A 24,172-nucleotide genomic window follows, 5' to 3' on the forward strand; every position below is an offset into this window, starting at 1 on the left:
GAAAGCCGCTCGGTCGTCACCCCTTCACCCCTTCACCCCTTCACCCCTTCGCGGCGCTCCCGGTGCAATCGGAGGGTGCCCGTGACGAAAGTGCGCCTGGCCACACTCGCCGCGTTGTTCTTCGCCCCCTGGCTGTTCCTTGTCGGCGTCGGCGGCTACCACCTGTGGGACCGCGGCTGGTGGTTCTGGGCGTGGTGGCCCATGTGCCTCAGCTTCGGGCTGGCGTACTTCCTCGCCTACCGCTGGACCCGCGGCCGCGGTCTGCTGCCCGACACCGACCAGCCGCCGCCGAACTACTGGACCGACCGCGACAAGGCCGCCTGGGAGCTGGTCCAGGCCAAGGCCAGGGCGTACGCCGCCGTCAGCGCCGACCAGCTCGGCGACCCGCGGCACTACACCGAGATCGCGCTCGACCTGTCGGAGAAGGTGTCCGCGATCTACGCCCCCGGCAGCGCCACGCCGATCGACCACCTCACGATTCCCGAAATCCTCGCGTGCGTCGAGCTGGCCGCGGCCGACCTCGACGAACTGGTGCGGAAGTACCTGCCCGGCAGCCACATGCTCCGCGTCCGCGACTACCAGCGCGCCCGCCAGGCCGCCGACTGGTACCGCACCGGGCAGAACGTCTACTGGGCCGGCTCGACGCTCCTCAACCCGGTCGAGGGCGGCCTCCGCTGGCTCGCCACCCGCTACGGCCTCGGCAACCTCGTGGACCGCCTCCAGGGGAACGTGCTGCTGTGGGTCCACACCGCGTTCGTCCACCAGCTCGGGCACTACCTCGTCGAGATGAACAGCGGCCGCCTCAAGGTCGGCGTGAAGCGCTACCGCGAACTCATCGCCGCGCACCTGGCGCCGCCGATGCAGGCCGACCTCGCCCCGCCCGACGCCCCGGAACAACCCGCACCGACGACGACGCCCCCGGCCGCCACGCGCACCGGCATCGCCGTGTTGGGACCGGTGAAGGCGGGGAAGTCGAGCCTCGTGAACGCGCTGCTCGGCCAGCAGGCCGCGACGGTGGACACGCTCCCCGTGCCGCACGTCGGCGTGCGCTACAACCTGTCGCTGAACGGCACCTCGCCCGTCACCATTCTCGACACGGCCGGCTACGGCCAGGACGGCGCGAACGAGGCCGAGTTCGCCGCGGCCACGAAGGCGAGCACCGAGGCCGACCTGATCCTGTTCGTGACGCCGGCGACGAACCCCGGCCGCCGCGCCGACGTGGACCTACTGGACCGGCTGAAGGCGTGGTTTGCGGAGCGGCCGCAGTTGAAGCTGCCGCCGGTGATCGCGGTGGTGAACCAGATCGACCTGCTGAGCCCGAAGGCCGAGTGGGCGCCGCCGTACAACTGGCCGACCGGCACCCGGCCGAAGGAAGTGACGATCCGCGACTGCGTGGCCGCGGTGCGGGAGCAGTTGGGGAGCCGGGTGATCGCCGTGGTGCCGGTCTGCGCCCGCGGCGGCGACGCCTTCGGCATCAAGGAGGGGCTGGTGCCGGCGGTGGCGGCACAGCTGGACGACGCCCGCGGCGCCGCCGTGCTGCGGGCGTTCCACGCCGAGGCGGAAGCCGACCAGTGGAAGCGCGTCGGCGCCCAGGTGCTCGAAGGCGGAAAGAAGGCGCTGGGGATTCTGTGGGGGAACCTGAAGAAGTAGGGGAGTCGTTGGGAGTCTGCGGGAGTGGAGGAGTTCGAACCCCGATTTCACTCCTCCACTCCCGCAGACTCCCAACGACTCCTCAACTGCCTCTCGCCCGCCGCACGAGCGGCCCCTTGACCGGGTCCGGGAGGAATTTGGACAGGTCGCCGCCGAGCGCCGCGATCTGCCGCAGCAGCGAGCTGCTGACGTGGCTGAACTCCTCCTTGGCCATCAGGAACACCGTCTCCACGCCGGGGTCGAGGTTCAGGTTCATCAGCGACATCGTGAACTCGTACTCCATGTCGGACAGGGTGCGCAGGCCGCGGATCATCACCCCGGCCCCGAGCCCGCGGACGAACTGCACGGCCAGCCCGGTGAACGCCTTCACCTCCACGTTCCCGAACGGCGCCGCCACCTCCTCCAGCAGCCGCACCCGCTCCTCGATCGAGAACAGCGTCGTCTTCTCAGGGTTGATGCCGACGCCGACGACGAGCCGGTCGTACAGCCGGCTGCCGCGCGCGATGATGTCGAGGTGGCCGAGGTGAACGGGGTCGAACGTGCCCGTGTAGACCGCGACCCTTGAGCTTAACGGGTTTGACATCGCTTCCCCCGTGGCGGAATGACCAATTTCCAAGGACCCACCAATGACCAAGGACAGAACTCACTGTCTTCTTTGGTCATTGGTGGGTCATTGGTCCTTGGTCATTCCGCGGACCGCGGCGACGAACCGATCGATCTCGCCTTCATTGTTGTAACCGTGCGGGCTGACCCGCACGCGGCCGGCTCGGGCGTTCACGATCACGCCGGCCGCCCGGCACGCCGCTACAACCGCTTCCGCCGGCACGCCCGGCACCGTCAGCGACACGATCCCCGACGCCTCCCCCGGCCGCCGGCTCGAATACACGTCCCATCCCGCCGCAGTCGCCTTCTCGCTTAGGTAGTCGGTCAGCTCCAGCACTCGCGCCTGAAGGGCCGGGACGCCCGCGTTCAGCAACAGCTCCAGGCTGGCGCCGAAGGCGGTGATGCCGGGGACGTTCAGCGCCCCGCCCTCCCACCGGCCGGCGTGCGGCTTCAGCGTGAAGTCGATCGTGCTGAACTCCAGCGGCCGCGCCACGCTGAACGCCCCCACGCCGATCGGGTGGAGCCGGTCCACCCACTCGCGCCGCACGTAGCCGAAGCCGGCGCCCTCGGGGCCGAGCATCCACTTGTGGCCGTCGGCCGCGAGCGCGTCAATGGGCGAGCGCTGCACGTCGATGGGGAACGCGCCGAGCGCCTGGATGGCGTCCACGAAAAAGAACACGCCGCGCTCGCGGCACAGCTCGCCGAGCGCGTCCAGGTCGGCGCGGAAGCCGGTGGCGAACTGCACCGCCGACACCGCCAACAGGCGCGTCCGGCCGTCCACCGCCGCGCGCAGGTCGTCGGGCAGCACCCGACCGGCGCGCGTGGGCACGCGGCGGGCCTCGACGCCGCGGCCGGCGAGGTTCAGCCACGGGTACTGGTTCGCCGGGTACTCGTCGGCCGGGAAGACGACGTTGTCGCCGCTCCGCCACGGGAAGCCTTCCGCGATCACGCCGATGCCGTGCGTGGTGCTGGGGACGAAGAACACGTCGTCGGCGCTCGGGGCGTTGACAAGCCGGCGGGCGAGCTCGCGCACCTCGCGGACGCGGTGCGTCCAGTCGCGGACGGCAGCGATGCCGTTCGCGGCGAGGCTGGCGCCATACTCGTGCAGCGCCGCGACCGCCACGTCCGGCAGCGGCGCGACGGCGGCGTGGTCGAGGAACGCCCAGTGCCCGGTGACCGGGAAGTGCGAGCGGAACGCGGCCCGGTCCATCATCCCCTCCCGTGACGTACAATCGCAGCGTACCCCGCCGCGGCCGAGGTGTCATCGTGTTCTGCGAGCCCGACCGCACCGGCTACGACCTGAACTTCCGCCTGTTCGGGTTCCCGGTCCGCGTCCACCCGTTCTTCTGGCTGTGCACCCTCATCTTCGGCGAGAGCGCGTGGAACCCCGACCGGCCCGAGTTCCTCCTCGGCTGGATGGCGGTCGCGTTCGTGTCCTTCCTCGTCCACGAGCTCGGCCACGCCGTCGCCTTCCGCGCGTGCGGCGTCGGATCGCACGTGGTGCTGTACGCCCTCGGCGGGCTGGCCGTGCCGTGGGACCACGTGAATGGCCGGGGCAAGCGCGTCGCCGTGTCGCTGGCCGGCCCGGGGGCGGGCTTCGTGCTGGCGGGGCTGGTGTGGGCGTCGAACCAGGCGACGCCGTGGGCCGGGGCCAGCCTGTTCACGGCGTTCCTGTACACGCAGCTGCTGTGGATCAACATCGTGTGGGGCGTGGTGAACCTGCTGCCGGTGTTCCCGCTCGACGGCGGCCGGGTGTCGCAGGAGGTGTGCGTGGGCCTGCTCGGCCGCCGCGGCATTCGGGTGGCGCTACAACTGTCGGTCGGAACGGCCGGCGCGGTGGCCGTGTACAGCCTGCTGTGTCTGACCGCGTTTGCGCCGCTGATGGCGGTGTTGGCCGACGCCCCGTGGTGGGTACCGGTCGGCGGCCTGTGGACGCTCGTGCTGTTCGGCGTGCTGGCGCACCAGAGCTACCAGCTCCTCCAGCAGCTGAGCTGGACCGAGAGCCACTGGGAGCAATAAGAAAGGATGAAGGATGAAGGATGAAGGATGAATCCGAGTCGGCGGCCGCCGGCGTCTTGATTCATCCTTCATCCTTCATCCTTCATCCTTGAGTCCAAGATGCCCCACCTGCCGCCGTTCGACGCCTTCGCCGACTTCGCCCGCGGGCACACCGTCGTGCCCGTCTACCGCCGCCTCACGGCCGACGCCCTCACCCCGGTGTCGGCGTTCCGCCGCATCGACGACGGCGACCGGGCGTTCCTGTTCGAGAGCGTCGTCGGCGGCGAGCGGATCGGCCGGTACAGCTTCCTCGGCGCCGGCCCGTTCCGAGTGTTCGAGGCGGCGGGGACGAAGACCCGCACCCGCGACGAAGCGGGGGCGTGGACCGAGGCCGACGCCGCCGACCCGCTGGCGGTGCTGGAGGAGCAGATCGCGGCGTTCCGCGCCCCGCACCTGCTGGGCCTGCCGCGGTTCTGCGGCGGCGCCGTCGGGTACGCCGGGTACGACACCGTCCGCTACGTCGAGCGGCTGCCGAACGCCCCGCCCGACGACCGCGGCCTGCCCGACCTGTCGTTCGCGTTCTTCGACCGCATGGTCATCTTCGACCACGTCGCCAAGACGATTCTGGTCGTGGCCCACGCCCGCGGCGACAGCCGCGCCGCCTACGACGCGGCGTGCGCGGCCGTGGACAAGCTCGTGGAGCAGCTGTCGCGGCCGGGCAAGGAACCGTCGCTGACGGACATCAACCCCACGAAGAAGGCCGACCGCCCGCGCGCGGTGGCGGACCGTGTCGAAAGCAACTTCACCCGCGCCGCCTTCGAGGGGGTCGTCTCGAAGGCGCGGGAGTACATCAACGCCGGCGACATCTTCCAGGTGGTGCTCAGCCAGCGGTTCCGGGCCGAGACGACGGCCGACCCGTTCGACATCTACCGGGCGCTGCGGGTGGTGAACCCGTCGCCGTTCATGTTCTTCGTCCGCGCCGGCGGCTGCACGCTGGTCGGGGCGTCGCCCGAAATCATGTGCCGGGTGGACGGCGGCGAGATCACCAACCGCCCGCTCGCCGGCACCCGCGCCCGCGGCGCCACCCCCGACGAGGACAAGCAGCTGGCCGACGAGCTCCTCGCCGACCCGAAGGAGCGCGCCGAGCACATCATGCTCGTGGACCTTGCGCGAAATGATGTGGGGCGCGTAGCGACGATCGGCAGCGTCAAGATTTCCGACCTGCTGACGGTCGAGCGGTACAGCCACGTCATGCACCTCTCCAGCACCGTGACGGGGAAGCTGCGCGACGGGCTGACGGCGTTCGACGCGCTACGGGCGAGCCTCCCCGCGGGGACGCTGAGCGGGGCGCCGAAGGTGCGGGCGATGGAGGTGATCGACGAGCTGGAGCCGCACCGCCGCGGCCCCTACGGCGGCGCCGTCGGCTACGTCGATTTCAGCGGCAACATGGACACGTGCATCGCGCTGCGGACGATGGTGATCCGCGGCACCACGTGCGACGTGCAGGCGGGCGCCGGCGTGGTCGCGGACAGCGTGCCGGCCGCGGAGTACCAGGAGACGGTGAACAAGGCGATGAGCCTGCTGCGGGCGCTGGAAGTCGCCGAGACGCAGTTGTAACGGCCGGGTCGCCCGCGCGGTGTCTGTGTTGTTCCGAAACCCCTACCGGAGCCTCCCCGTGCGCCTCCTCGCCCTCGTCCCCGTCGCGCTGCTCGCCGCGCTCGCCCCGGCGCAGCCGCGCTACACGCCCAAGTCCGACCCCGCCCGGCTCGAGCGCATCAAGAAGTCGCCCATGCCGAAGGTCACCCAGCCGATCCTTTACAACACGCCCGAGGCCGACGCCGTCTGCGCGGCTCTCGAGGTGTTCCCGCCGGACAATCCGTGGAACACCCTCGTCACCGACTGGCCGGTCCACCCGCGATCGAAGCAGATCATCGCCACCGTCGGCGCCGAGAAGCCGCTGCGGGCGAACCCGGACATGGCGTTCGTGATCGTGCCGCCGAACCAGAAGAAGGTGCCGCTCCTGTCGCTGGAGTACAAGGACGAGAGCGACCCCGGCCCGTACCCGATCCCGGACAACATGCCGCTCGAGGGCTGGCCGGCGGGCTACACCCGCGACCGCAACCTGAACGTTACGCTCCGCGACGTGCAGGAGAACAAGCTGAAGGAGGAGGGCGACCGGCACGCGATCGTCGTGGACCCGGTCAACCGCAAGCTGTACGAGTTCTACATCGCGGAGCGCTCCGCCGCGGGGTGGAAGGCGGCGCAGGCGTCGGTCTTCGACCTGCGCTCGAACAAGCTCCGCCCCGACACGTGGACCAGCGCCGACGCCGCGGGGCTGCCGATCTTCCCCGCCATCATCCGGCACGACGAACTCGAGCGCGGCGTGATCGACCACGCGCTGCGGGTCACGGTGCGGCGCTCGAAGCGGGCGTACGTCTACCCGGCGACGCACTTCGCCAGCCGGCTCACGGACGCCGACCTGCCGCGGATGGGCGAGCGGTTCCGGCTGCGGCAGGACTTCGACACGTCGGGGTTCTCGCGGAACGTGCGGACGGTGTTGGAGGCGCTGAAGCGCTACGGGATGTTCATGGCCGACAACGGCATCGAGTGGGGCATGAGCAGCACCGCCGACGACCGCGTGCCGGTGATGCACGACGAGCTGCGGCGGGTGAAGGGGTCGGACTTCGAGGTGGTCGTCGCGCCGCCGGGGTACTCTCCCCCGAAATGACCAATTCCCAATGCCCCACCAATGACCAAGGAAGTACAGCGGCTTCTTCCTTGGTCATTGGAGGGCATTGGGAATTGGTCGTTGGGGGTGTCACCGCCTGAGCAGCCTCCACGCCAGGAACGCGCCGCAGGTTCCGACCGTGATGTTCGCCAGCCAGCAGCCGAGCCACAGCGGCAGCTTGCCGTCCTTGCCCATGTTCGAGCCGGCCAGCAGCAGCGGGTAGTACACCAGGATCGTCGGCAGGAAGCAGATCACGAACGTGCTCAGGTAGTCGGCCCGGTTCGCCCACAACCCCACCGGGCAGCCGATCAGCGCGAACACCAGGCAGCCCACGGCCAGCGCCGGCCGCATGTAGTACTCGGCCTCCACGTTCCGCGCCTGCCGCTTGATCCCGTCGGCCTGCGACATCAGGTTCAGCCGGTGCTGCACGGCCAGCTGGGCGGCGGCCCCGTCGGCCGGCACCGGCGCCCGCCCGGCCGCGGCGACGGCCGCCAGCTTCTCCTCGCGCAGCCGCTCCAGCTCGGCGACGCGCGGGCCGAGCTCCTCCCACGTCAGCGCCCCGGGCCGGGTGCGGGCGTCGGCCGGGTTGAGGAAGTCCGGCAACTGCAGGGCGTACGGCGTCGTCGAGGTGTTGGTCCCCTGGATGCTCGGGTTGTTGTAAACGAAGCGGTCCGGGTCGATGTACAGGAGGTTGTTCTCCACGTCGACGCGGAGCTGGGCCTCGCGCGCCCGCACCACCAGGTCGTACCCGCCGTAGGTCTCGACGCCCTTGCCGTCGGTCACCTTGACGCGCCGCTTCAGCACCACGTCGATGAGCCGGCGGCCCTGCACGTCGCGCACGAACAGCACGTACGGGAACGTCGGGTGCCGCAGGCAGCGGTCGCGGCGGAGGGTGTTGTACACCACCTCCTCGGGGTCGCGCAGCGCCTCCTCCTGGAGCCGCTGCTGCGTCTGCGGGATGACCGCGTAGTACAGCGCCCCCGTCGTCGCCGCCGTGATGACCCCCAGGGTCAGCGCCGGTTTAAGGATGGTGGACAGGTGGACGCCGGCGGCCTTGAGGGCGACGACCTCGTTGTCGTGGGCGAGCCGGCCGTACACCACGCAGGCGGCGAACAGGGTGGTGGCGGGGATCGTGTACGGCAGCGTGCTGGGGACGAACAGCGGGATGATGGCGACGATCTGCGCCGGCCCGAGGCCGAGCTGGGCGGCCTGCTGGACGAGGCCGGCGAGGAGGAACAGGCCGGTGAGGCCGCCGAGCGCGAGCAGGAACACCCGCACCAGCTCGGCGAAGATCGTACGGTTCAGGGTCGAGCCGAACATGGCGCCTCGGGTATTGGCGAACGGCCGGCGTCAGCCGGCTGGTGGCGACACGGTCGCCTGTGGGGTCATCCCCTAACCGGTCGGCGCAACGACCCGCCGGCTGACGCCGGCCGTTCGCCGGGCTACGGGCTACCCGGCCGCGCCTCGCGCAGCCGCCGCAGCCGCTCCACGATCAGCCGCGCCGGCTCCGTCACCACCGGCACCGGCTCGGGGCGGTAGCGGAACTCGCCGCCGTTCTCCTTCGTCATCCGGATCACGAACAGATTCCGGCTCAGGAACGCCGACAGGTCGCCGACCGGCGTGTTCACCAGCCGGGCGAGGATCTGCGAGCCCAGCGTGTAGAACTCGAACTTCACGTTGTCGCCGGTCAGGTCCAGCTCGCCGGACCCGCCGACGCACAGCGCCTTGCCGATCAGGTCGAGCTGGTCCACGTACACCTTGTCGTCCTTGAGGCGGAACGCGGCGTGCCCCTCCTCGAACGCGGTGCGGTCCGGCGTCTGCAGCTTCAACACCTTCATCAGGTCCAGCAGGACCGGCAGGTTGTACATCCGGCCCGTCGGCACGTCGAGCCGGCCGCTCCCCTCCTGGCTCCACCGGCCGGTCCGCGGGTCGTAGCGGTTGAACACGCGCACCTGCGCCTGCGCCAGCCCCTTCAGGTCGGCGTCGGAGCCGAGACGGTAGTGGCGGGCGACCTCTTCGAGCTGCACGTCGGTGGCCGTCAGCCACAGGTCGTAGCGGACCGGGTCGGTCATCACCACGCGGGCCTCGCCGCCGACGGTGCCGTGGAACAGGCCGCCGGTCAGGTTCTGGAACTCGGCCGTCGGCGGCAGGAAGTGCCCGGGCCGGGCCGGGTCCGGCTGCTGCGGCGGCACGCTGACGCGCCCCTGCACCGCGGTCAGCGGCTGCCGCGCCACCACGGCGCGGTCGAGGTAAATGTTGCCGCGGACGAGGCCGACGTGCGTGCCCTCGTAGCGGCCGCGGCAGGCCACCGCGCCGTACACCTCGTCCCAGCCGACGCCCGTGTCGAACGCGGCCCCGGTGAGGCGGAGCTCGGCGTCCCAGTACACGACCGGGTCGGGCGCCGGCGGCGGGGTCAGCGGCGACGCCGCGACCGGCGGCGCCTGGCCGCGCGCGGCGGACACCGGCGTCGGCTCGTCGGGCGGCGTCAGCACGACGAGGTGCTTGACCTCCAGGTCGGCCCGGCCGCGCAGCTTCAGGCCCTCCACGCCGTCGCGCAGCGACCCCGGCAGCGCCTTCAGCAGCGCCTCGTCGGCGACGACGTTCTTGGCCTCCAGCTTGCCGAGGTTCGCCCACACCACGCCCTGCGGGTAGAAGCGGACCTCGCCGGCTTCGAGCTTCAAGCGCGTCTCGCTGTGCCGGGCCGCGAGGTGGGCCAGGTCCACCCGGCCGCCGCGGTACTGGAGCCACCCCGACAGGTCGGTCAGCTCGTAGGGGAAGAACGCCGGCGTGACGGTGGGGCCGTAGAAGTTGAACGTCAGGTTCAGGTCGCTGGCCGGGTTGAACGTCGGCTCGTCGGCCTTCGGCCGCGGCGCGCCGGGCGGCCGGGCGCGGTCCAGCACCTCCACGTCGGCCGAGAACGCCAGCGCGCCGCGCGGGCTGAGGCTCTTCCAGATGTCGCCCAGCTTCAGGGCGTCGAGGGCGCCCCGCAGGTCGTCGTCGAGCGGGCACCCGTTGCCGCCGAGGTGGAGTTCGAGCCGGCGGTCGGCGGTGCCGGGCACGGTGCGGCGCGAGCCGTGCATCCACACGTTGCCGCCGCCGTGCGTGGCCGTGAACCCGTCGAACACCAGCTCGCCGCGGTCCGGCGGCGGCGCGGCCCCGGGCCGCGGCTCGACCGCGGCCACCCGCGCCACCACCTTCCCCTTCACCTTCTCGAACCGGTACGGGAAGCGGGTGTAGTGGATGGTGCCGTCGGCCACCTCGACGCGGATCTCCGTCTCGGCGAGGTTCACGCCCGGCTTCTGGGTGATGTCGGCGGTGAAGGTGGCCCGGCCGGCGGGGCGGAACTGACGGAGCAGGTCGGGGTACTCGTCGGGGAACGCGCCGATGATGCGGTCGTCGATGGGGACGTTCGTGCCGGCGACGCGGAGGGTGACCGCCGGGTCGGGGCCGCGGCCGTACACCTGGCCTTTCACGGTGACCGCCGCGTCGTTGGCCGCCTTGCCGCGCACGTCCACCGCCAGGGTCGGCTCGCCGCCGGGGGTGATGCTCTTCTTGATGCTCCCCTCGACGCCGGCGATCGGGTAGGGGAACTTCTCGTACCGGGCGGTGACGCCGCGCGGCCGCACCTCGTACTCGCGCTTCCAGCCGGGGCCGGCCTCGCGGACGAACTTGTAGCCGATGTCCACGGTGCCGGCGGGGGCGAACATCTTCTTCGTCTTCGCCCCGGCCTCGCCGAGCCGGGCGAACAGGTCGTCGGTCAGCGGCACGCCGGCGACGGTCACGTCGGCCCGCTGCACGTGCTCCTCGAACGCCGCGAGTGGGTCGTCCGCCGCCACCGGGGTCGCGCCCCCCTCGCGGGTCTCCAGCGCGACGCGGACGTGGGCCGGGCCGACCTTCGCGGTCGCGTCCTCGACCTTCACCCGGCCGTCGACGCTCCGCACCTTCACGCCGATTTTCTCGACCGGCCACGGCACGTCGGGGTGCTCGAGCCGGCCGTCCTTGATGGACACTTCCACGTCGTGGTGCCACGCCGGCGTGGCGCCGGGGGTGTACCGCAGCTCGCCCTTGACGGCGGCGGTGGCGGTGAGCTTCTGGAGGTGCGGCGCCACGACCGGGGCGACGCGCTCGGCCACGGCCGCGGCCAGGTCGCCGAGCGGCAGCGCCTTCAGGTCGAGGTCGACCTTCACCTCGCGGTTGATGCGGTTGAGCCGGGCCTTCACCTCGACCGGGCCGAACAGGTCGGCGTCGCCCTGGGCGTGCAGCGTCAGGATCGACACGTGCTCGTTCTGGAGGAACAGCTGCGCCCCGCTCAGCCGCACCGCCGGCAGCGCCTCGGGCGACCGGTCCGTCACCGTCACGGTCGCGCCCTTGGCCACGAACGACGGCACCGGCCGGTCGGCGGGGCCGGGGCGCACCAGGTCGGCGACGTTCCACTTGCCGTCGGGGCCGCGCTCGAGGCGGAGGGTGGGGTTCTCCAGCTCGATCTTGCGGATGACGAGCCGGCCGCGGTTCAACTGCTCCTTGTCGTGGAACAGCACGGCACTGGGGACGACGAGGAGCGGCTGGTCGGGCGGGTCGCCGCGGCGGACCAGGGCGAGGTCGCGGACGGCGATGCCGCCGAGGATGCGCATCCGGGCGGAGCCGACGGACGCGTCGACGCCGTCGAGTTGCTCGTGGAGGGCGGCGAGGACTTGTTCGCGGACGCGCTCGGGGCTGACCCAGGTGCTGGCGAACCAGGCGGCGCCGCCCATGGCCGCGACGGCGGCCAGGATGAGCCCGCGAATCAGCCCGCTCCGCACGGCAGCCCGCATACCCGCCCCGGTGGCCCGTCCCCGCCCGTCGGGGCGGAGGGGGTGCGGGTATACCGGCGGCCGCGGCGCGAGTCTAGGTGAAGTGCGGAGTGCGGAGCGCGGCTCGGGCCTCCGGGTCTGACGGGGATTCCTGGCAGCACAGAACGGGGAGGTGGGTGAACGTCACAGAACGGGAGCCGGTGTCTGGTTCCGTCTTTCCGCGTTCCGCATTCGCGTGCTAGAATCCCCTCCCCACCCAACGCCCCCACGCCCCCACCGCCGCCATGAAAGCGCTGATTCTGGTTACCGACGGGTTCGAGGATTTGACGCTGTTCCTGCCGTGGTACCGCCTCCGCGAGGAGGGGTTCACGGTCCGCCTGGCGTCCCCCTTCATGCACGGCCTCACCGGCCTCCACGGCTACCGCGTCGAGCCGGACGAGCGCATCCACGAGGTCAACCCCGCCGAGTACGACGCGGTCGTCATCCCCGACGGGCCGTGCGTCGAGAAGCTGCGGCAGCGCGAGGCCGCCGTGGACGTGATCCGCACGTTCGTGTCCGACGGGTCGAGCCGGGTGGCGGCGATCGGTCACGGGCCGCAGTTGCTCATCAGCGGCGGCGTCCTCGACGGCCGGGTGGTGACGTGCGACCCCGGCATCCGGGACGACGTGCGCGCCGCCGGGGCCGTGTACCGCGACGAGGCCGTGGTGCGCGACGGCAACCTGATCACGGCGCGCGGGGCCGACGACCTGCCACGGTTCTGCCGCGAGTTCGTGCGGGCGCTGGCGGCGCGGGTGTGAACAGTCTGCGGGAGTCGTTGGGAGTCTGCGGGAGTGGAGGAGTGCGGACGGGGTCTTACTCCTCGACTCCCGCAGACTCCCACCGACTCCCGATTTTGCAGGCCAATTCTGGCCGCAATTTCTTTAGCCAACGGACGCGGGATCGGGGGCGCTGGTTCGCAATGAAGGTCACGGACAGGAATAAGTTTGTCGAGATCGACCAGTCCTATCAGGGCTGCGCCGCGACCTTGAAAACACCGGGACTTGTTGCAGCTGCAACGGCTTTTGCCAGCAACATGCATCGGGTGTGGTGCATGGATATGTACGGCATCGAATTAGTACGGCACTGGTCAGACGCTAACCACGTATTCCAACAGGCGAATATACGGGTCGCCGGTCATCCGCGTCCCGACCTTAACAGTGAATTGCCGGCCGACTTTTTCGACAAGCAATCTGCGGCGGCGCTGGAAATCCAAGCGGAGTTGGATAAGCGCAGAGCTGACAACCCCGACGAACTAAAGTTTGCTCAGCTTATGGCTTGGGTGTCTGCGGATACTACAACCAAGTTGAACCCCGCCGCGCAGACGGCCGCCGACGCCATTTTGGACGCGAGGCTCACCGGCACTTGGACGGCTTTCGAGGTCTTGGCCGGAGACCTCTGGGCGGACGCCATCAACTGCCATCCGAATGGCCTCTCGGAACTGAAGGGTAAGAAGAGGGGCACGGTAAAGGGAAACGACGACTCGAATTCCTTAGACGGGCTGGGCGTGGGAGCGGACGATGACGAGGGGAAAACGGTGCCTCTGAAGTTGATTCAGAAGTACAAATTCAACCTCGCGGCACACATGGGGACCATCCTCCGCGCGAAGCTAAGTTTCGATTCATTGGTCCGCGTCCGAGATGCGTACCGGAGGGCGTTTTACGACGACTACCGGGACGTAGACGCGGCAATCAACGACGACGCCATCGACAAACTCTTCTTGGTTCGCAACCTCATCGTCCACAAGGCTGGGATCGTGGACGAAATGTTCGCACGACGCACGCGGAGCGTGCCCGAATTCGCCGGCTTGGAAATCGACAAGCCCTTCCCTCGCGACGAGAGCAAGGCCATCGCCTTGATCGATCCGGTAATCCGCAGTTCTGTGCGTCTGATATCAGCCGTGGATGACTGGATCGCTAACCACGCGGATTGACCATGAACTCGTCTGACGGCCTGCCGTCCCTCGAGGCCCCGCGTCACCAGTGCGACGGGACGGGGCTGGAGTACTGGGCGGAAACACCCCGGGACACCGATGCCGGAAGTGCGACGGTGCTGGCAGAGTCGCCACCCCGTTCGGGAACCGCGAGTGGGAGTTCGTCCGGCGGCGCCTACGCGCGGATCGGCCGGGATATTATGGGCAGGACGAGCGGGATAATCGGCAGGATGGGTTCGGTGTGCAAAGATACGACTCCCGACGACTCGAAACTCGCCCCTCCCGCGCCGGGTACAATGTCCCGACCGCCGCCGCCCGGCGGCCCGTTCCCGCCGCGAAAGGATACCCGCCGCCATGACCCGCCTGGTCCGCCCCGCCCTGGGGCTCGCCGTTGCCGCCGTCCTCTCCGCCGGCCCCACCCGGGCCGCCGACCCGCACCCGCTCCTGCCGACCGACGCCGACGTCGTCATGTCCGTGAACCTCCGGCAGACGCTGGAGTCGGACATCGTCAAGAAGTACGCGCTCGACGCCCTCAAGGCGCAGCTCAAGGAGAACGACGCCCAGAAGCTCCTCCGCGACCTCGGCCTCGACCCGCTCAAGGACCTCGACCGCGTCGTCGTCGGCGCGTCGGGCAAGGACGAGACCGACCTCAAGTACCTGGTCATCGTCACCGGCACGTTCGACCCCGAGAAGCTGTACAAGGCCGCCGAGGCGCAGAGCCGCCAGGACGCCGACCACTTCGCGCTGGTGAAGGACGGCAAGGACGTGATGTTCAAGTACACTCCGGACAACGGCAACCCCACCTACGGCACCGTCGTCGACGACAAGACCATCGTCCTGGCCGGCGACAAGAAGGGGATCAGCACCGCGCTGGCGACGCCGAACAAGGGGAAGGCCGACCTGGGCCGCGAGATGAACACCCTGGTGAAGGGGATGGACGACAAGGCCACGGTGTGGGCGGTGGCGCTGACGAACGGCCGGCTGGACAAGGTGAAGCTGAAGGGGCCGGGCGCCAACCCCGGCATCCAGTCTCAGCTCGCCAACCTCCAGAGCCTCAGCACGGTGATCCGCGTCGAGAAGGACGTGAACCTCAACATCACCCTGGGGATGAAGGACGACGACGCGGCCGCGGAGACCGGCAAGACGGTCGGCGAGCTGCTCCAGACGGTGCGCGGGGCGCTACCCTTCCTGGCCGCCAACGAGCCGAAGCTGAAGCCGCTGGTGGAGCCGGCGAAGTCGCTCAAGAGCGAGGTGAAGGACCGCAACGTGGTCATCACCGCGAAGATGGCCGGCACCGTCATCGGCGACCTCATCGCGCCGGGCAAGGTGGATTGACTTTTCCCCGCTTGCGGCGATGCATCGCCGCAAGCGGCGTCAGAACGGCCGCCGCGCCCGAGCCAGCTCGACGGCCCGGGTGGTGAGGTGGTACTTCGTGCGGGCGTTCACCCGCTCCCACGCCGGCACCGACCGCGGGGCCGCGAACGCCCGCCCGTACTCCGCCATCACCGCCGCGAAGTGCTCCTCGTGCCCCGTCCGCAGCGCCGCCGGGATCGCCAACTTCACCTCCGACCCGCCGTCCACGACCGCCAGCCCGGGAAACTCCGCCTGCCACCGGCCCACCGCGGCGGTCAGGTGCGCCAGTAGGTCCGCGTGCGACGCCTCGGACGCCCGCACGAACACGTCCGGCGGCGACCCCGGCTGCTGCCGCACCTCCGCCACGGCGTCGGTCCCGCGCGCCACGGCCACGTGCGTGTCGCCGCCGGGCGAGTCGTACTCCCACTTCGTCGTCAGCCGCACGTGAATGCCGCGCACGCCGAGCCAGGCCGTGTGGTTGCCGGCGTAGTAGAGCAGGTCGCCGGCCAGCCGCGGGGCGAATTCCGGCGGCACCTCGGGCAGGCCGGTGACTTCGGCGAACTGCTCGCGCGTCAGCACCAGCGGCCAGCGGTCGGCGGCGTACACCTCGGCGTCCGCGCCGGGCGCGACGGGCTCGTCCGGGGCGACGAGCCACAGCGCCAGGTCGGCCAGGTGCGTCCCCACGTCGGCGAGCCCCTCGCCGGCGATGGTCGGGTCGAACCACCACCACGGCCGGCGGAGCGGGCGGCCGTCCACGGTCTTGTTCAGGTAGTGGGTGCTGGTCAGCGTCAGCGCCGGGTGCATGGCCGAGCCGCCGAGCCAGTCGCCGAACACCGCCGGTTCGCGCGTCAGGGCCCGCAGCAGCCGGTTGGCCACCTCGTGCCGCTCGGTCATCACGTCCCAGACGAGCACCTCGCGGTCGTCGGCCTCGGCCAGCGCCGCGTCGAGTTCCGGCAGGTCGGCGGCGTCGATCACCCACGGCTTGTCGGCGATGACGTGGAGGTTCAGCGCCACGGCCGCGCGGATGAGCCCGACCTTGGGGCGGTTGCGGCCGGACAGCACGACCGTGTTCCCCGGCTGCTCGCGGAGGAACCGCTCCCGCCAGTCGGCCCCGGCGCGGACGTCGAGTTCCCACGCGGTCGGGTTCTCGGCGCGGCCGTTGAACGCCGCGACCCGGGCGACGTGGGCGACGAGGTCGGCGTCGAGCGGGGCGTAGACGTGGACTCGGCGGTGGACGCCGGGGGCGGCGTGCTTCTGGACGAGCGCCGCGTGGAAGTGCCCGGGGGCGACGGTGACCAGGCGGATGGGGCGGGACGTGTCCATGCCGGGGGTCGGTTCCTGTTCGCCCTATAACAGTGGCGTCCGCACCGCACGGGGGCCGCGCATGTCCGTCCGCTTTGTCATGGTCGGGGGCTTCCTCGGGGCCGGGAAGACCACCACGCTCGCCCGCCTCGCCCGCCTGTACCAGGCCCGCGGCAGCCGCGTCGGCGTCGTCACCAACGACCAGGCCCACGACCTCGTGGACACCAACACGTTCCGCGCCCAGGGGCTCGCCACCGAGGAGGTGCCCGGGGCCTGCTTCTGCTGCCGGTTCGACGACCTCGTCGCCAAGGTCGGGGCGCTGTCGGCCGGGGAGCGGCCGGACGTCATTCTAGCCGAGCCGGTCGGGAGTTGTACGGACCTCGTGGCGACCGTGATCCAGCCGCTGCGGGATTTGTACCGCGGCCGGTTCGAGGTGGCGCCGTACGCCGTGCTCTTCAAGCCGAGCCACGGGGCGAAGATTCTCCGCGACCAGCCCGCCGGCGGGTTCAGCCCCAAGGCCGCGTACATCTTCAAGAAGCAGCTCGAAGAAGCGGACGCGATCGTCCTCAACCGCGCCGACGAGCTCCCGCCCGCGGAACTGGACGAGCTGGCCCGCCTCGTCGGCGAGCAGTTCCCGGACACCCCGGTGCTCCGCGTCTCGGCGAAGACCGGCGCCGGGTTCGACGCCCTGCTGGCGTTCCTCGACCAGACCGGCGGGTTCGGCCGCAAGATTCTCGACATCGACTACGACACGTACGCCGAGGGCGAGGCCGAGCTCGGCTGGCTGAACGCCTCGGCGCGGCTGACGGCGGCCGCGCCGTTCGACCTGGACGCGCTGCTGACGGCGATCCTGCGCCGGCTGGCGGAGGCGTGCGGCCGGCTCGGCGGCGAGGTGGCGCACCTGAAGCTCATCGGCACCGACGACGCCGGGGCGTTCGCCGTCGGCAACGTGGTGAGCAGCGACACCGCCGCGGCGCTGAGCCTGCCGAGCGGGGTGCGGCCGGTGGCGGCCGACCTGATCGTGAACGCCCGGGTGGCGATCGACCCGGCGGTGCTGGAGGCCGAGGTGCGCCGCGTCGTGGCCGAGGTGGCGGGGCAGGGCGGGGTGGCGGCGGAGTTCCGCACGAGCCAGAGCCTGCGGCCGGGCCGCCCGGTGCCGACGCACCGCTACCCCGCGGCGAAGGGGTGAGCGCCGTCGTAATACATCCACACCTCTCCCGTCGCGCGGCCGCCGAGGGGGGTGTATGCACGGGGACGGACCGGTCACGCTCGTCGTCCACCAGCGGGTGCGGCCGGGGCACGAGGCGGCGTTCGAGGACTGGCTCCGGGGCATCACCCGTGCGATGCAGGGGTTCGGCGGGCACCCGGGCTTCCAGGTCCGCCGGCCGACCGACCCGAAGCAGCCCGAATACCTGGTGTTGATCCGGTTCGACACGCTACCGGACCTGGAGGCGTGGGAGCGGTCGGACGCCCGCCGGGAGTGGCTGGAGCGGGCGTCGCCGCTGCTGTCGCACCCCTGGGTGCGCGAGCGGCACACGGGGCTGGAGGTGTGGTTCACGCCGCCGCCGGGCCGGGCCCAGCCGCCGCGGCACAAGCAGGTCGTGGTGACGGCGGTGGCGGTGTACCCGCTGCTGCTGCTCACGCAACTCGTCGTCACCCCGGCGCTGACCGACTGGCCGGTGCTGGCCCGCCCGCTCGCGGTCGCGGCGCTGATGGTCCCGGCGATGACGTATCTGGTGATGCCGCTCGCCACCCGGGCGTTCGCCCGGTGGCTGTACGGCGGCGCGGGATAGGCTCTGGCTACTGGTCCGTGTGTCGCTCGATGTCGGGCTTCGGCCGCGGTCGGGCCGGCGAACTGTTAGGCTGGGGCGCAAGCCCCGTCGGGCGTCCGAACCCCGACGGGGCTTGCGCCCCGGCCTAACAAGCACCGGCCCCGATCGATCGACGGACCGCTACGGCAGCGGCACGTCGCGGAACTCGAACGTCACCTCGTGCGTCGCCTGGACCCACTCGTTCACCACCAGCCGGGCCGGCGGGCCGAGCTTCTGCACCACGCCGCGCCGGTCGTTCGGCTGGAACGGCAGCGTCATCGTCACCGACCCCTGGTTCTGGTTCATGCTCGACGCGCCGTAGTTGCGGTACTTGTTCCCCTGGGCGTCCAGCAGCTCCACCTTCTGGTTGATGTTGTTCGACCAGCTGTACGTGTCCGGGTGGTTCGGGTCGAAGCTGCCGAGCCGGCGGATCGTCAGCGCCACCGAGTACCCGTTGTTCGCCGCCACCACCGAGTCCACGTCCACCTCCACCGTGCGGCCCGACACCTTCAGGTTCTTCGCCTTCAGCGGCTCCGGCACCGTCACCTCCGGCACCACCGCCGACAGCAGGTTGACGCCCACCTTCCCCTTCAGCGTGCGGATGGTCCGCGCCTCGCGGCCGCCGCGGACCAGGCTCAGGCTGCCGGACTGCTGGTAGGAGCGGTAGCCGCCGCCGCCGTAGTACGCCTGGCGGATGCCGAACGGCTGGTTCGGCCCGGCCGGCGGCGGGACCATCGACTGGCCCTGGTCGTCCTCCGCCGTCACCACGACCGGCGCGAGCCCCATCCCGAGCATCGGGTTCTTCGGCTCCGAGAACAGGCTGAAGGTGAGGCTCACCGACTCCGAGGGGCGGATGAACATGGCCCCGCGCGGGTCGGTGGCCGTGAGTTGCATGCTGCGGTTGAGCTGGATGTTGGTGGCGCCGACCTTGAACGGCCCGGCGTAGGCCACGAACGGCATCCGCTGCCCGCCGCTGAAGGTGTTCACGTACACGGTGTCGTCGTCGTAGCCGTTGCTGTTCACGCTCCCGCCGACGAGGTCGACGACGGCGTCGACGGCCTGCCAGAACGGGGCGTTGGTGAAGCCGATCTTGTGGCGGGCGCCGCCGGCCCCGGGGTCGCCCTGGAACTGGACGTTGTAGCCGGTCTGCCGGGCGATCTCGTCGAGCGCCTCCTTCACGGTGCGGTCCTTCGTCGGCATCGTGACGCGCCGCGGGCTGACGAGCCGCTCGTGGTCGATCTTGCGGACCAGCACCGACAGCCGGCGCGAGACCTCGGGGCTGGTCGTCTCGGCGAGCGCCTTCTTGAGCTGCGGCAGTGCCTTGTCGCCGAGCGCCTCCAGGTCGCGGCCGGCCTTCTCGCGGAGCTTGTAGTCGTCGGCCCCGAGGTTGCGGATGTGCGCGGCCACGGCGGGGTTGGCCGGCAGTTCCGGCGCCTTGGCCGCGGGAGCGGGTTCGACGGCCTTCTTCACCGCGGGCGGGCCGGCGGGCGGCGCGGCCGGGGGCGCGGGCTGCGGCTGGGCGACGACGACGGCGACGAGTCCGAGGATGGCGGCAACGGCCGCGGCGGCGCGCATGGCCTGCACTCCGGGTTCCCGCGGAGGCAGCCGGGCCGGCCACCCCACAGGATCGGACTGTAGCCTACCAGCCGGAACAACCGGCCTCAAGGGTCCGACCGGGGGGCGGTTCGCGGATTTGGTCGGGATTCGTTAAAGTGATCCCGCGCGTCCGCGGGCGCCGGTTGTGACGGCGGGGGTGCTGCGACTACGGGACGCGGCTCGCACCCTTCGGCTTCAGCGCCAACCGCGCCCGCCGGAGCACCGCCGCCGGGTTCACCTTCGCCAGCGGCCGCACCCGGGCGTACAGCGCGCACTCCAGCCGGCCGTAGCCGAAGCCCGCCGCCAGCGCCACGACTCCCGCCAGCAGTACCGCCGCGCTGCTGTCCGCCAGCCAGCCCCCCCACATGAGCAAGAAGAACGTCCCCATCATCGCCGGGGCGTGCAGCAGGTACACGCCGTAGCTGTACTCGCCCCACCGCACCAGCCGGTTGGTCGAGGCCAACTGCGGCAACTGCACCGCGAGCCACACCAGCGCCGCCGCCGCGGGGGCGAACGCCAGCCACTGGCCCTCGAGCGAGTTCGTCCGCGGTGGCACCGTGGCCAGCCACGCCGCCGTCGCCAGGAGCACCGGCCACCGCCATCGGCGGCCGCGGTCGCGCACCTGGTACACGAGCACGCCCAGCACGAACGACAGGTTCACGACCGAGAACGGCACCTCGCTCCAGCGCGGCAGCTGCACCGCCGCGTAGTCCGGCCACACCGCCGCCTTCGCCAGCAGCAGCACGGCCCACACCGCGGCGCAGACGGGCAAACCGCGCCGCGCCCCGAACAGGGCCACCGTCGCGGCTACCCACAGGTACAGGGCCGTCTCGTAGACCAGCGTCCACTCGACGCCGAGGGGGTAGATTTCGGTGCCCGGCTCGCTCGGCAGGAGGAACCAGGACAGGTTCTCGGGCCGGACGTAGCGGCGGTATTCGGGCGGCCACACGGTGAACCACATGAGCCCCATGACGAGCAGCACCGCGACCCAGTAGCCCGGGTACAGCCGCAGCGCCCGGCCCCACAGGAACCGCCCCGCCGACCCGCCGGCCGCGGCCTGCGTCAGGACGAAGCCGCTCACGGCGAAGAACAGCGGCACCGGAAAGCTCATCCAGTTCCCGGCGCAGAGAAGCTCCGCGGGGAAGGCGGTGGTGCCGAACGTGTGCTGCGCGTAGTGACCGAGGTGGTACACGACGACGGCGACGGCCGCGACCAGGCGAAGAACCTGAATGTTGTTAAACCGCATGACCGAGCTCGGCCCCCGTGTCCGGCCGACGGTAGCGACTCGGCTTGAATCACACAAGCCCGACCGCGGGCGTCGAGAACGGCGGAAGTCGTTGCGGCGGAAGCGGATGACGCGGAGCGGAGGCGGGAATTGGTCTGATGTACTTTTGTGTCATTGACTCAATGCGTGCCCTGACCCCCCGGGGGGTTCCGTGCACACACTGTGCGCGGTCGATGCGACGGGCGTGCGGGGGTCACTTCCGGCGCAGGCGCTCGGCCGCGGCGTGCTGCGCCACCAACACCCGGTGCAGGTCGTCCACCACCCACTCCCGCGGCTTGCCGGCGTAGCGGGTGGGGTCGATCGGCTCGCCGACGCTGAGCGCGATCGCGCCCGGCTGCGGCTCACTCAGTAGCGGCGCGAACCGCGGCCAGCGGTGGAACCGGTTCCACGCCTCGAACGCGCCGGCGATGCCGACCGGCACGATCGGGCACGTCACCCGCCTGATGAGCAGCGACACGCCGGCCTTGAGCGGCTGCACGACCCCGGTGTAGGTGCGCTCGCCCTCCGGGAACATCAGCACGGCCCGCCCGGCGGTGAGGGAGTCGAGGACGTTCTGGATGCCGTCCTTGCCCATGTTGCGGTCGATGGGCACGGCCCCGAGGCTGTGGATGAGCCGGCCGAACCCCGGCCGGTGGAACAGCGACTTCCGCGCCAGGAACGACAGGTAGCGGCGGCTGGCGAGGCCGACGAGCACCGGGTCGAACATCGACTGGTGGTTGGCGACGACCAGCACGGGGCCGCGCCGCGGCATGTTCGCCCAGCCGGTGTGGCGGAGGCTGAACCCGAACGTGAAGAACGAGAACGCGGACCAGTAGACGGTGTCGTACCAGACCCGGCCGGTCAGGTGCGGGCGGGCGAGCATCGGCGCACCACCTCCTCCAGCCGGGCCAGCACGTCGTCGGGGGAAAGGCCGGTGGTGTCGATCACGACGGCGTCGGCGGCCGGCCGCATGGGGGCGGCGGCGCGGCCGGCGTCGCGGGCGTCGCGCTCCTGCTGCTGGGCGAGCACGTCGGCCAGCACCACGGCCTCGCCCTTTGCCACGAGTTCGCGGTGCCGGCGCTCGGCGCGGGCGAGCGGGTCGGCGACGAGGTAGAACTTGCACGCCGCGTCGGGGAACACGGCCGTGCCCTGGTCGCGCCCCTCGCACACCATGTCGCGGCCGGCGGCGATGCGGCGCTGCTCGGCGGCGAGAAACTGCCTTACCGCCGGCACCGTGGCGACGCGGCTGGCCGCCTGCGCCGCCGCCGGCGTGCGGATGTCGGCGGTCACGTCGCGGCCGTCGAGCAGCACGCGACCGGGCGGCATTTCGAGGCGAACGGCGGCGAGTACGGCGTCCGCGTCGGCGGCGTCGCGGAGGGCGAGGCCGACGGCGCGGAACATGGCGCCGGTGTCGAGGTAGTCGAACCCGAGGCGGGCGGCGAGGCCGCGGGCGGCGGTGCTCTTGCCGGACCCGGCGGGGCCGTCGATGGTGACGATCATGCTCGGGTTCAGCGTACCGGAACGGCGGGCGGGCGTCCCCCCTGGATTCCCGCGCCGCCGTCCGGGATAATCGAACGTACCCGTTCCCGCCTCCGGTTCCCGCCATGCCGCTGCCCGCCCAGCCGCCGCCGTCGCCGGCCCTCGCCGCCGCGCTGCACCTGCTCCGCACCGGCATGGCGGAGCCGGCCGAGACCGTCGTGGTGAAGGCCGCCCGCGACGCCAAGCGCGACCACGGCTCCGGGTCGCACCCGCTGGCGCTGGCCTACGCCGACATGGCCCGCTTCCACCACGCCGCCGGCGAGGTGAAGCGCGCCGCCACCGAGTTCCAGCACGCGGTGAAGTACCCGGCCCCCGCCGACCCGGCCGCGAAGAAGGACCGCCTGGCCTTCCTGTTCGGCTACGCCGGCTGCCTGGCCGACCTCGGCCGCACCGCCGACGCCGAGAAAGTGCTCCGCCAGTGCGTCCTGAAGGCCCGCGAGGTGTACGGGGCGGGCACGGCCGGCGCCGCGGCCGCGACCGTGCCGCTGGCCGAGCACTTCCTCCGCACCGACTTCCCCGCCGACGCCGCGCGCCTGCTCGACGCCGCCGCGCCGTCGCTGATCGCCCACCGCGACCCGCTCGGGCCGCTGGCCGCGGCGCTGAAGGCCGAGGCGCACCGGCTGCTGAACCGCACCGACGACCCGTTCGCCGACCTGGAGCGCGCCGCCCCCGAGACGGCCGCCGCTGCCGTGGCCGCGGGGCTGGAGCGCGCCAAGGCCGACCCGCACCCGCGCCGCCGGCCGGTGCTCGACGACCTGGTGAAGTACGCGTGCCGCCGCTTCGGGGACGGCCACGCCGCGGCCGCCGACGCGCTGGCCGGCGTGGTGCGGCACGAGGCGGCGGTGGGGGCGGCGACCTCGCCGGCGCGGGCGGCGGCGGTGCGGCGGGCGGTCTGGTCGTACGCGGCGCACCGGCCCGAGGGCGTGGTGCTGGAGAACGTCGAGGTCGGGTTCGACCCCGACGGCACCCTCCACCTGGCCCCGCACCTCGGCCGCGACCCCGGGAAGTCGGAGCTGAGCGCCGTTGAGGGCGTGTTGGTCGCCGCCCTGGACGACCTGTTCGCCCGCGCGACTCGCTGAATGTTAAATCAGAGCGGCGATCGGGAATTCCGTCGCACGTCGGGCCGCTCCGGGGTATAACCTTCGTCCGTGAACGTTCGCCGTACGCCCGGAGAGTGCCCGTGATCGACTACCAGGCCGCCCGCAAGGTGGCGGCACGTCTGGCCGCGCTGGCCGAGCCGACCCGCGTCCGGGTCATCGACCGCCTGGCCCACGGGCCGCTGCACGTGGGCGCGCTCGCCGAGCTGCTGGACGTGCCGATGGTGAACCTGTCCCACCACCTCGGCGTGATGCGCCAGGCCGGGCTGCTCGAAGACGAGAAGGAAGGCCGGCGAGTCGTCTACCGCCTCCACCCGGACGTGGCCCGCCCCGGCGACGGCGACGCCCTCGCGGTGCTCGACCTGGACGGGTTCAAGGTGCGCGTCCGCAAGGGGGCGACGCCGCCGGCGGTGACGGCGAAGCCGAAAAAGAAGTGACGCCGCCCACGGCGTAGCCCCACGGCGGTACGCCG

General features: G+C 71.4%; 20 protein-coding genes. 11 read left to right on the plus strand and 9 right to left on the minus strand.

Annotation, left to right across the window (positions count from 1 at the left end; genetic code table 11):
• Nucleotides 1–81: 81 nt before the first annotated feature.
• A complete protein-coding gene (locus ETAA1_RS03830; protein ID WP_145234458.1) occupies nucleotides 82–1,650 on the plus strand; it encodes a GTPase family protein in 1,569 nt (522 codons plus the stop codon).
• Nucleotides 1,651–1,732: 82 nt separating this feature from the next.
• On the opposite strand, the gene coaD is transcribed toward ETAA1_RS03830, so the two are convergent.
• Both coaD and ETAA1_RS03840 read right to left on the minus strand, forming a co-directional pair.
• Nucleotides 1,733–2,233, minus strand: coding sequence for a pantetheine-phosphate adenylyltransferase (coaD, locus tag ETAA1_RS03835; protein WP_145234460.1), 501 nt, complete (start codon nucleotides 2,231–2,233; stop codon nucleotides 1,733–1,735).
• 87 nt (nucleotides 2,234–2,320) lie between these two features.
• Entirely contained in the window at nucleotides 2,321–3,463 is a 1,143-nt protein-coding gene (locus ETAA1_RS03840; protein ID WP_145234462.1) for an aminotransferase class V-fold PLP-dependent enzyme, read from the minus strand.
• Between the two features lie 56 nt (nucleotides 3,464–3,519).
• Between ETAA1_RS03840 and ETAA1_RS03845 the strand changes: the two genes are divergently transcribed.
• The 3 genes from ETAA1_RS03845 (at nucleotide 3,520) to ETAA1_RS03855 (ending at nucleotide 6,979) form a co-directional block, all read left to right on the plus strand.
• Nucleotides 3,520–4,272, plus strand: a complete 753-nt coding sequence (locus ETAA1_RS03845; protein WP_145234463.1) for a site-2 protease family protein — start codon at nucleotides 3,520–3,522, stop codon at nucleotides 4,270–4,272.
• 99 nt (nucleotides 4,273–4,371) lie between these two features.
• Complete coding sequence (gene trpE, locus ETAA1_RS03850) at nucleotides 4,372–5,868, plus strand: anthranilate synthase component I (RefSeq protein WP_145234465.1); 1,497 nt, start codon at nucleotides 4,372–4,374, stop codon at nucleotides 5,866–5,868.
• A gap of 58 nt (nucleotides 5,869–5,926) precedes the next feature.
• Nucleotides 5,927–6,979 carry a hypothetical protein gene (locus ETAA1_RS03855; protein ID WP_145234466.1) on the plus strand — a complete coding sequence of 351 codons (1,053 nt, stop codon included), beginning with the start codon at nucleotides 5,927–5,929 and terminating at the stop codon, nucleotides 6,977–6,979.
• A 90-nt stretch (nucleotides 6,980–7,069) separates the two neighbouring features.
• Here ETAA1_RS03855 and ETAA1_RS03860 read toward each other — a convergent pair whose 3' ends face one another.
• On the minus strand, nucleotides 7,070–8,299 hold the full coding sequence (locus ETAA1_RS03860) for an LptF/LptG family permease (RefSeq protein WP_145234468.1): 1,230 nt from the start codon (nucleotides 8,297–8,299) through the stop codon (nucleotides 7,070–7,072).
• A gap of 122 nt (nucleotides 8,300–8,421) precedes the next feature.
• A complete protein-coding gene (locus tag ETAA1_RS03865) occupies nucleotides 8,422–11,790 on the minus strand; it encodes a hypothetical protein (RefSeq protein ID WP_145234470.1) in 3,369 nt (1,122 codons plus the stop codon).
• Between the two features lie 263 nt (nucleotides 11,791–12,053).
• On the opposite strand from ETAA1_RS03865, the gene ETAA1_RS03870 reads away from it, so the two are divergent.
• The 3 genes from ETAA1_RS03870 (at nucleotide 12,054) to ETAA1_RS03880 (ending at nucleotide 15,073) form a co-directional block, all read left to right on the plus strand.
• Entirely contained in the window at nucleotides 12,054–12,566 is a 513-nt protein-coding gene (locus ETAA1_RS03870) for a type 1 glutamine amidotransferase domain-containing protein (protein WP_145234471.1), read from the plus strand.
• Nucleotides 12,567–12,727: 161 nt separating this feature from the next.
• A complete protein-coding gene (locus ETAA1_RS03875; protein ID WP_145234473.1) occupies nucleotides 12,728–13,738 on the plus strand; it encodes a hypothetical protein in 1,011 nt (336 codons plus the stop codon).
• Between the two features lie 354 nt (nucleotides 13,739–14,092).
• On the plus strand, nucleotides 14,093–15,073 hold the full coding sequence (locus ETAA1_RS03880) for a hypothetical protein (RefSeq protein WP_145234475.1): 981 nt from the start codon (nucleotides 14,093–14,095) through the stop codon (nucleotides 15,071–15,073).
• A 39-nt stretch (nucleotides 15,074–15,112) separates the two neighbouring features.
• On the opposite strand, the gene ETAA1_RS03885 is transcribed toward ETAA1_RS03880, so the two are convergent.
• Nucleotides 15,113–16,414: a putative oxidoreductase C-terminal domain-containing protein gene (locus tag ETAA1_RS03885; protein ID WP_145234477.1), complete on the minus strand. Its 1,302-nt coding sequence runs from the start codon at nucleotides 16,412–16,414 to the stop codon at nucleotides 15,113–15,115.
• A 61-nt stretch (nucleotides 16,415–16,475) separates the two neighbouring features.
• Here ETAA1_RS03885 and ETAA1_RS03890 point away from each other — a divergent pair, with 61 nt between their 5' ends.
• Nucleotides 16,476–17,582: a GTP-binding protein gene (locus tag ETAA1_RS03890; protein WP_145234479.1), complete on the plus strand. Its 1,107-nt coding sequence runs from the start codon at nucleotides 16,476–16,478 to the stop codon at nucleotides 17,580–17,582.
• Between the two features lie 55 nt (nucleotides 17,583–17,637).
• Nucleotides 17,638–18,186 carry an antibiotic biosynthesis monooxygenase gene (locus ETAA1_RS03895; protein WP_145234481.1) on the plus strand — a complete coding sequence of 183 codons (549 nt, stop codon included), beginning with the start codon at nucleotides 17,638–17,640 and terminating at the stop codon, nucleotides 18,184–18,186.
• 159 nt (nucleotides 18,187–18,345) lie between these two features.
• Here ETAA1_RS03895 and ETAA1_RS03900 read toward each other — a convergent pair whose 3' ends face one another.
• From ETAA1_RS03900 to cmk, 4 genes are all read right to left on the minus strand, one after another.
• Nucleotides 18,346–19,779, minus strand: a complete 1,434-nt coding sequence (locus ETAA1_RS03900) for a hypothetical protein (RefSeq protein WP_145234483.1) — start codon at nucleotides 19,777–19,779, stop codon at nucleotides 18,346–18,348.
• 187 nt (nucleotides 19,780–19,966) lie between these two features.
• Nucleotides 19,967–21,046 carry an acyltransferase family protein gene (locus ETAA1_RS03905; RefSeq protein ID WP_145234485.1) on the minus strand — a complete coding sequence of 360 codons (1,080 nt, stop codon included), beginning with the start codon at nucleotides 21,044–21,046 and terminating at the stop codon, nucleotides 19,967–19,969.
• Nucleotides 21,047–21,278: 232 nt separating this feature from the next.
• Nucleotides 21,279–21,947: a lysophospholipid acyltransferase family protein gene (locus tag ETAA1_RS03910; RefSeq protein ID WP_145234487.1), complete on the minus strand. Its 669-nt coding sequence runs from the start codon at nucleotides 21,945–21,947 to the stop codon at nucleotides 21,279–21,281.
• On the minus strand, nucleotides 21,926–22,564 hold the full coding sequence (gene cmk, locus ETAA1_RS03915) for a (d)CMP kinase (protein ID WP_145234488.1): 639 nt from the start codon (nucleotides 22,562–22,564) through the stop codon (nucleotides 21,926–21,928). The genes ETAA1_RS03910 and cmk overlap by 22 nt, the downstream gene beginning before the upstream one ends.
• Nucleotides 22,565–22,668: 104 nt before the next feature.
• Here cmk and ETAA1_RS03920 point away from each other — a divergent pair, with 104 nt between their 5' ends.
• Together ETAA1_RS03920 and ETAA1_RS03925 are read left to right on the plus strand one after the other, a co-directional pair.
• Nucleotides 22,669–23,682, plus strand: coding sequence for a hypothetical protein (locus ETAA1_RS03920; protein WP_145234490.1), 1,014 nt, complete (start codon nucleotides 22,669–22,671; stop codon nucleotides 23,680–23,682).
• A 101-nt stretch (nucleotides 23,683–23,783) separates the two neighbouring features.
• Nucleotides 23,784–24,137: an ArsR/SmtB family transcription factor gene (locus ETAA1_RS03925; protein WP_202920643.1), complete on the plus strand. Its 354-nt coding sequence runs from the start codon at nucleotides 23,784–23,786 to the stop codon at nucleotides 24,135–24,137.
• The last annotated feature ends 35 nt before the right edge of the window (nucleotides 24,138–24,172 follow it).

Origin of the sequence: Urbifossiella limnaea (genome assembly GCF_007747215.1) — a bacterium.
In the GTDB taxonomy this organism is placed as follows: domain Bacteria; phylum Planctomycetota; class Planctomycetia; order Gemmatales; family Gemmataceae; genus Urbifossiella; species Urbifossiella limnaea.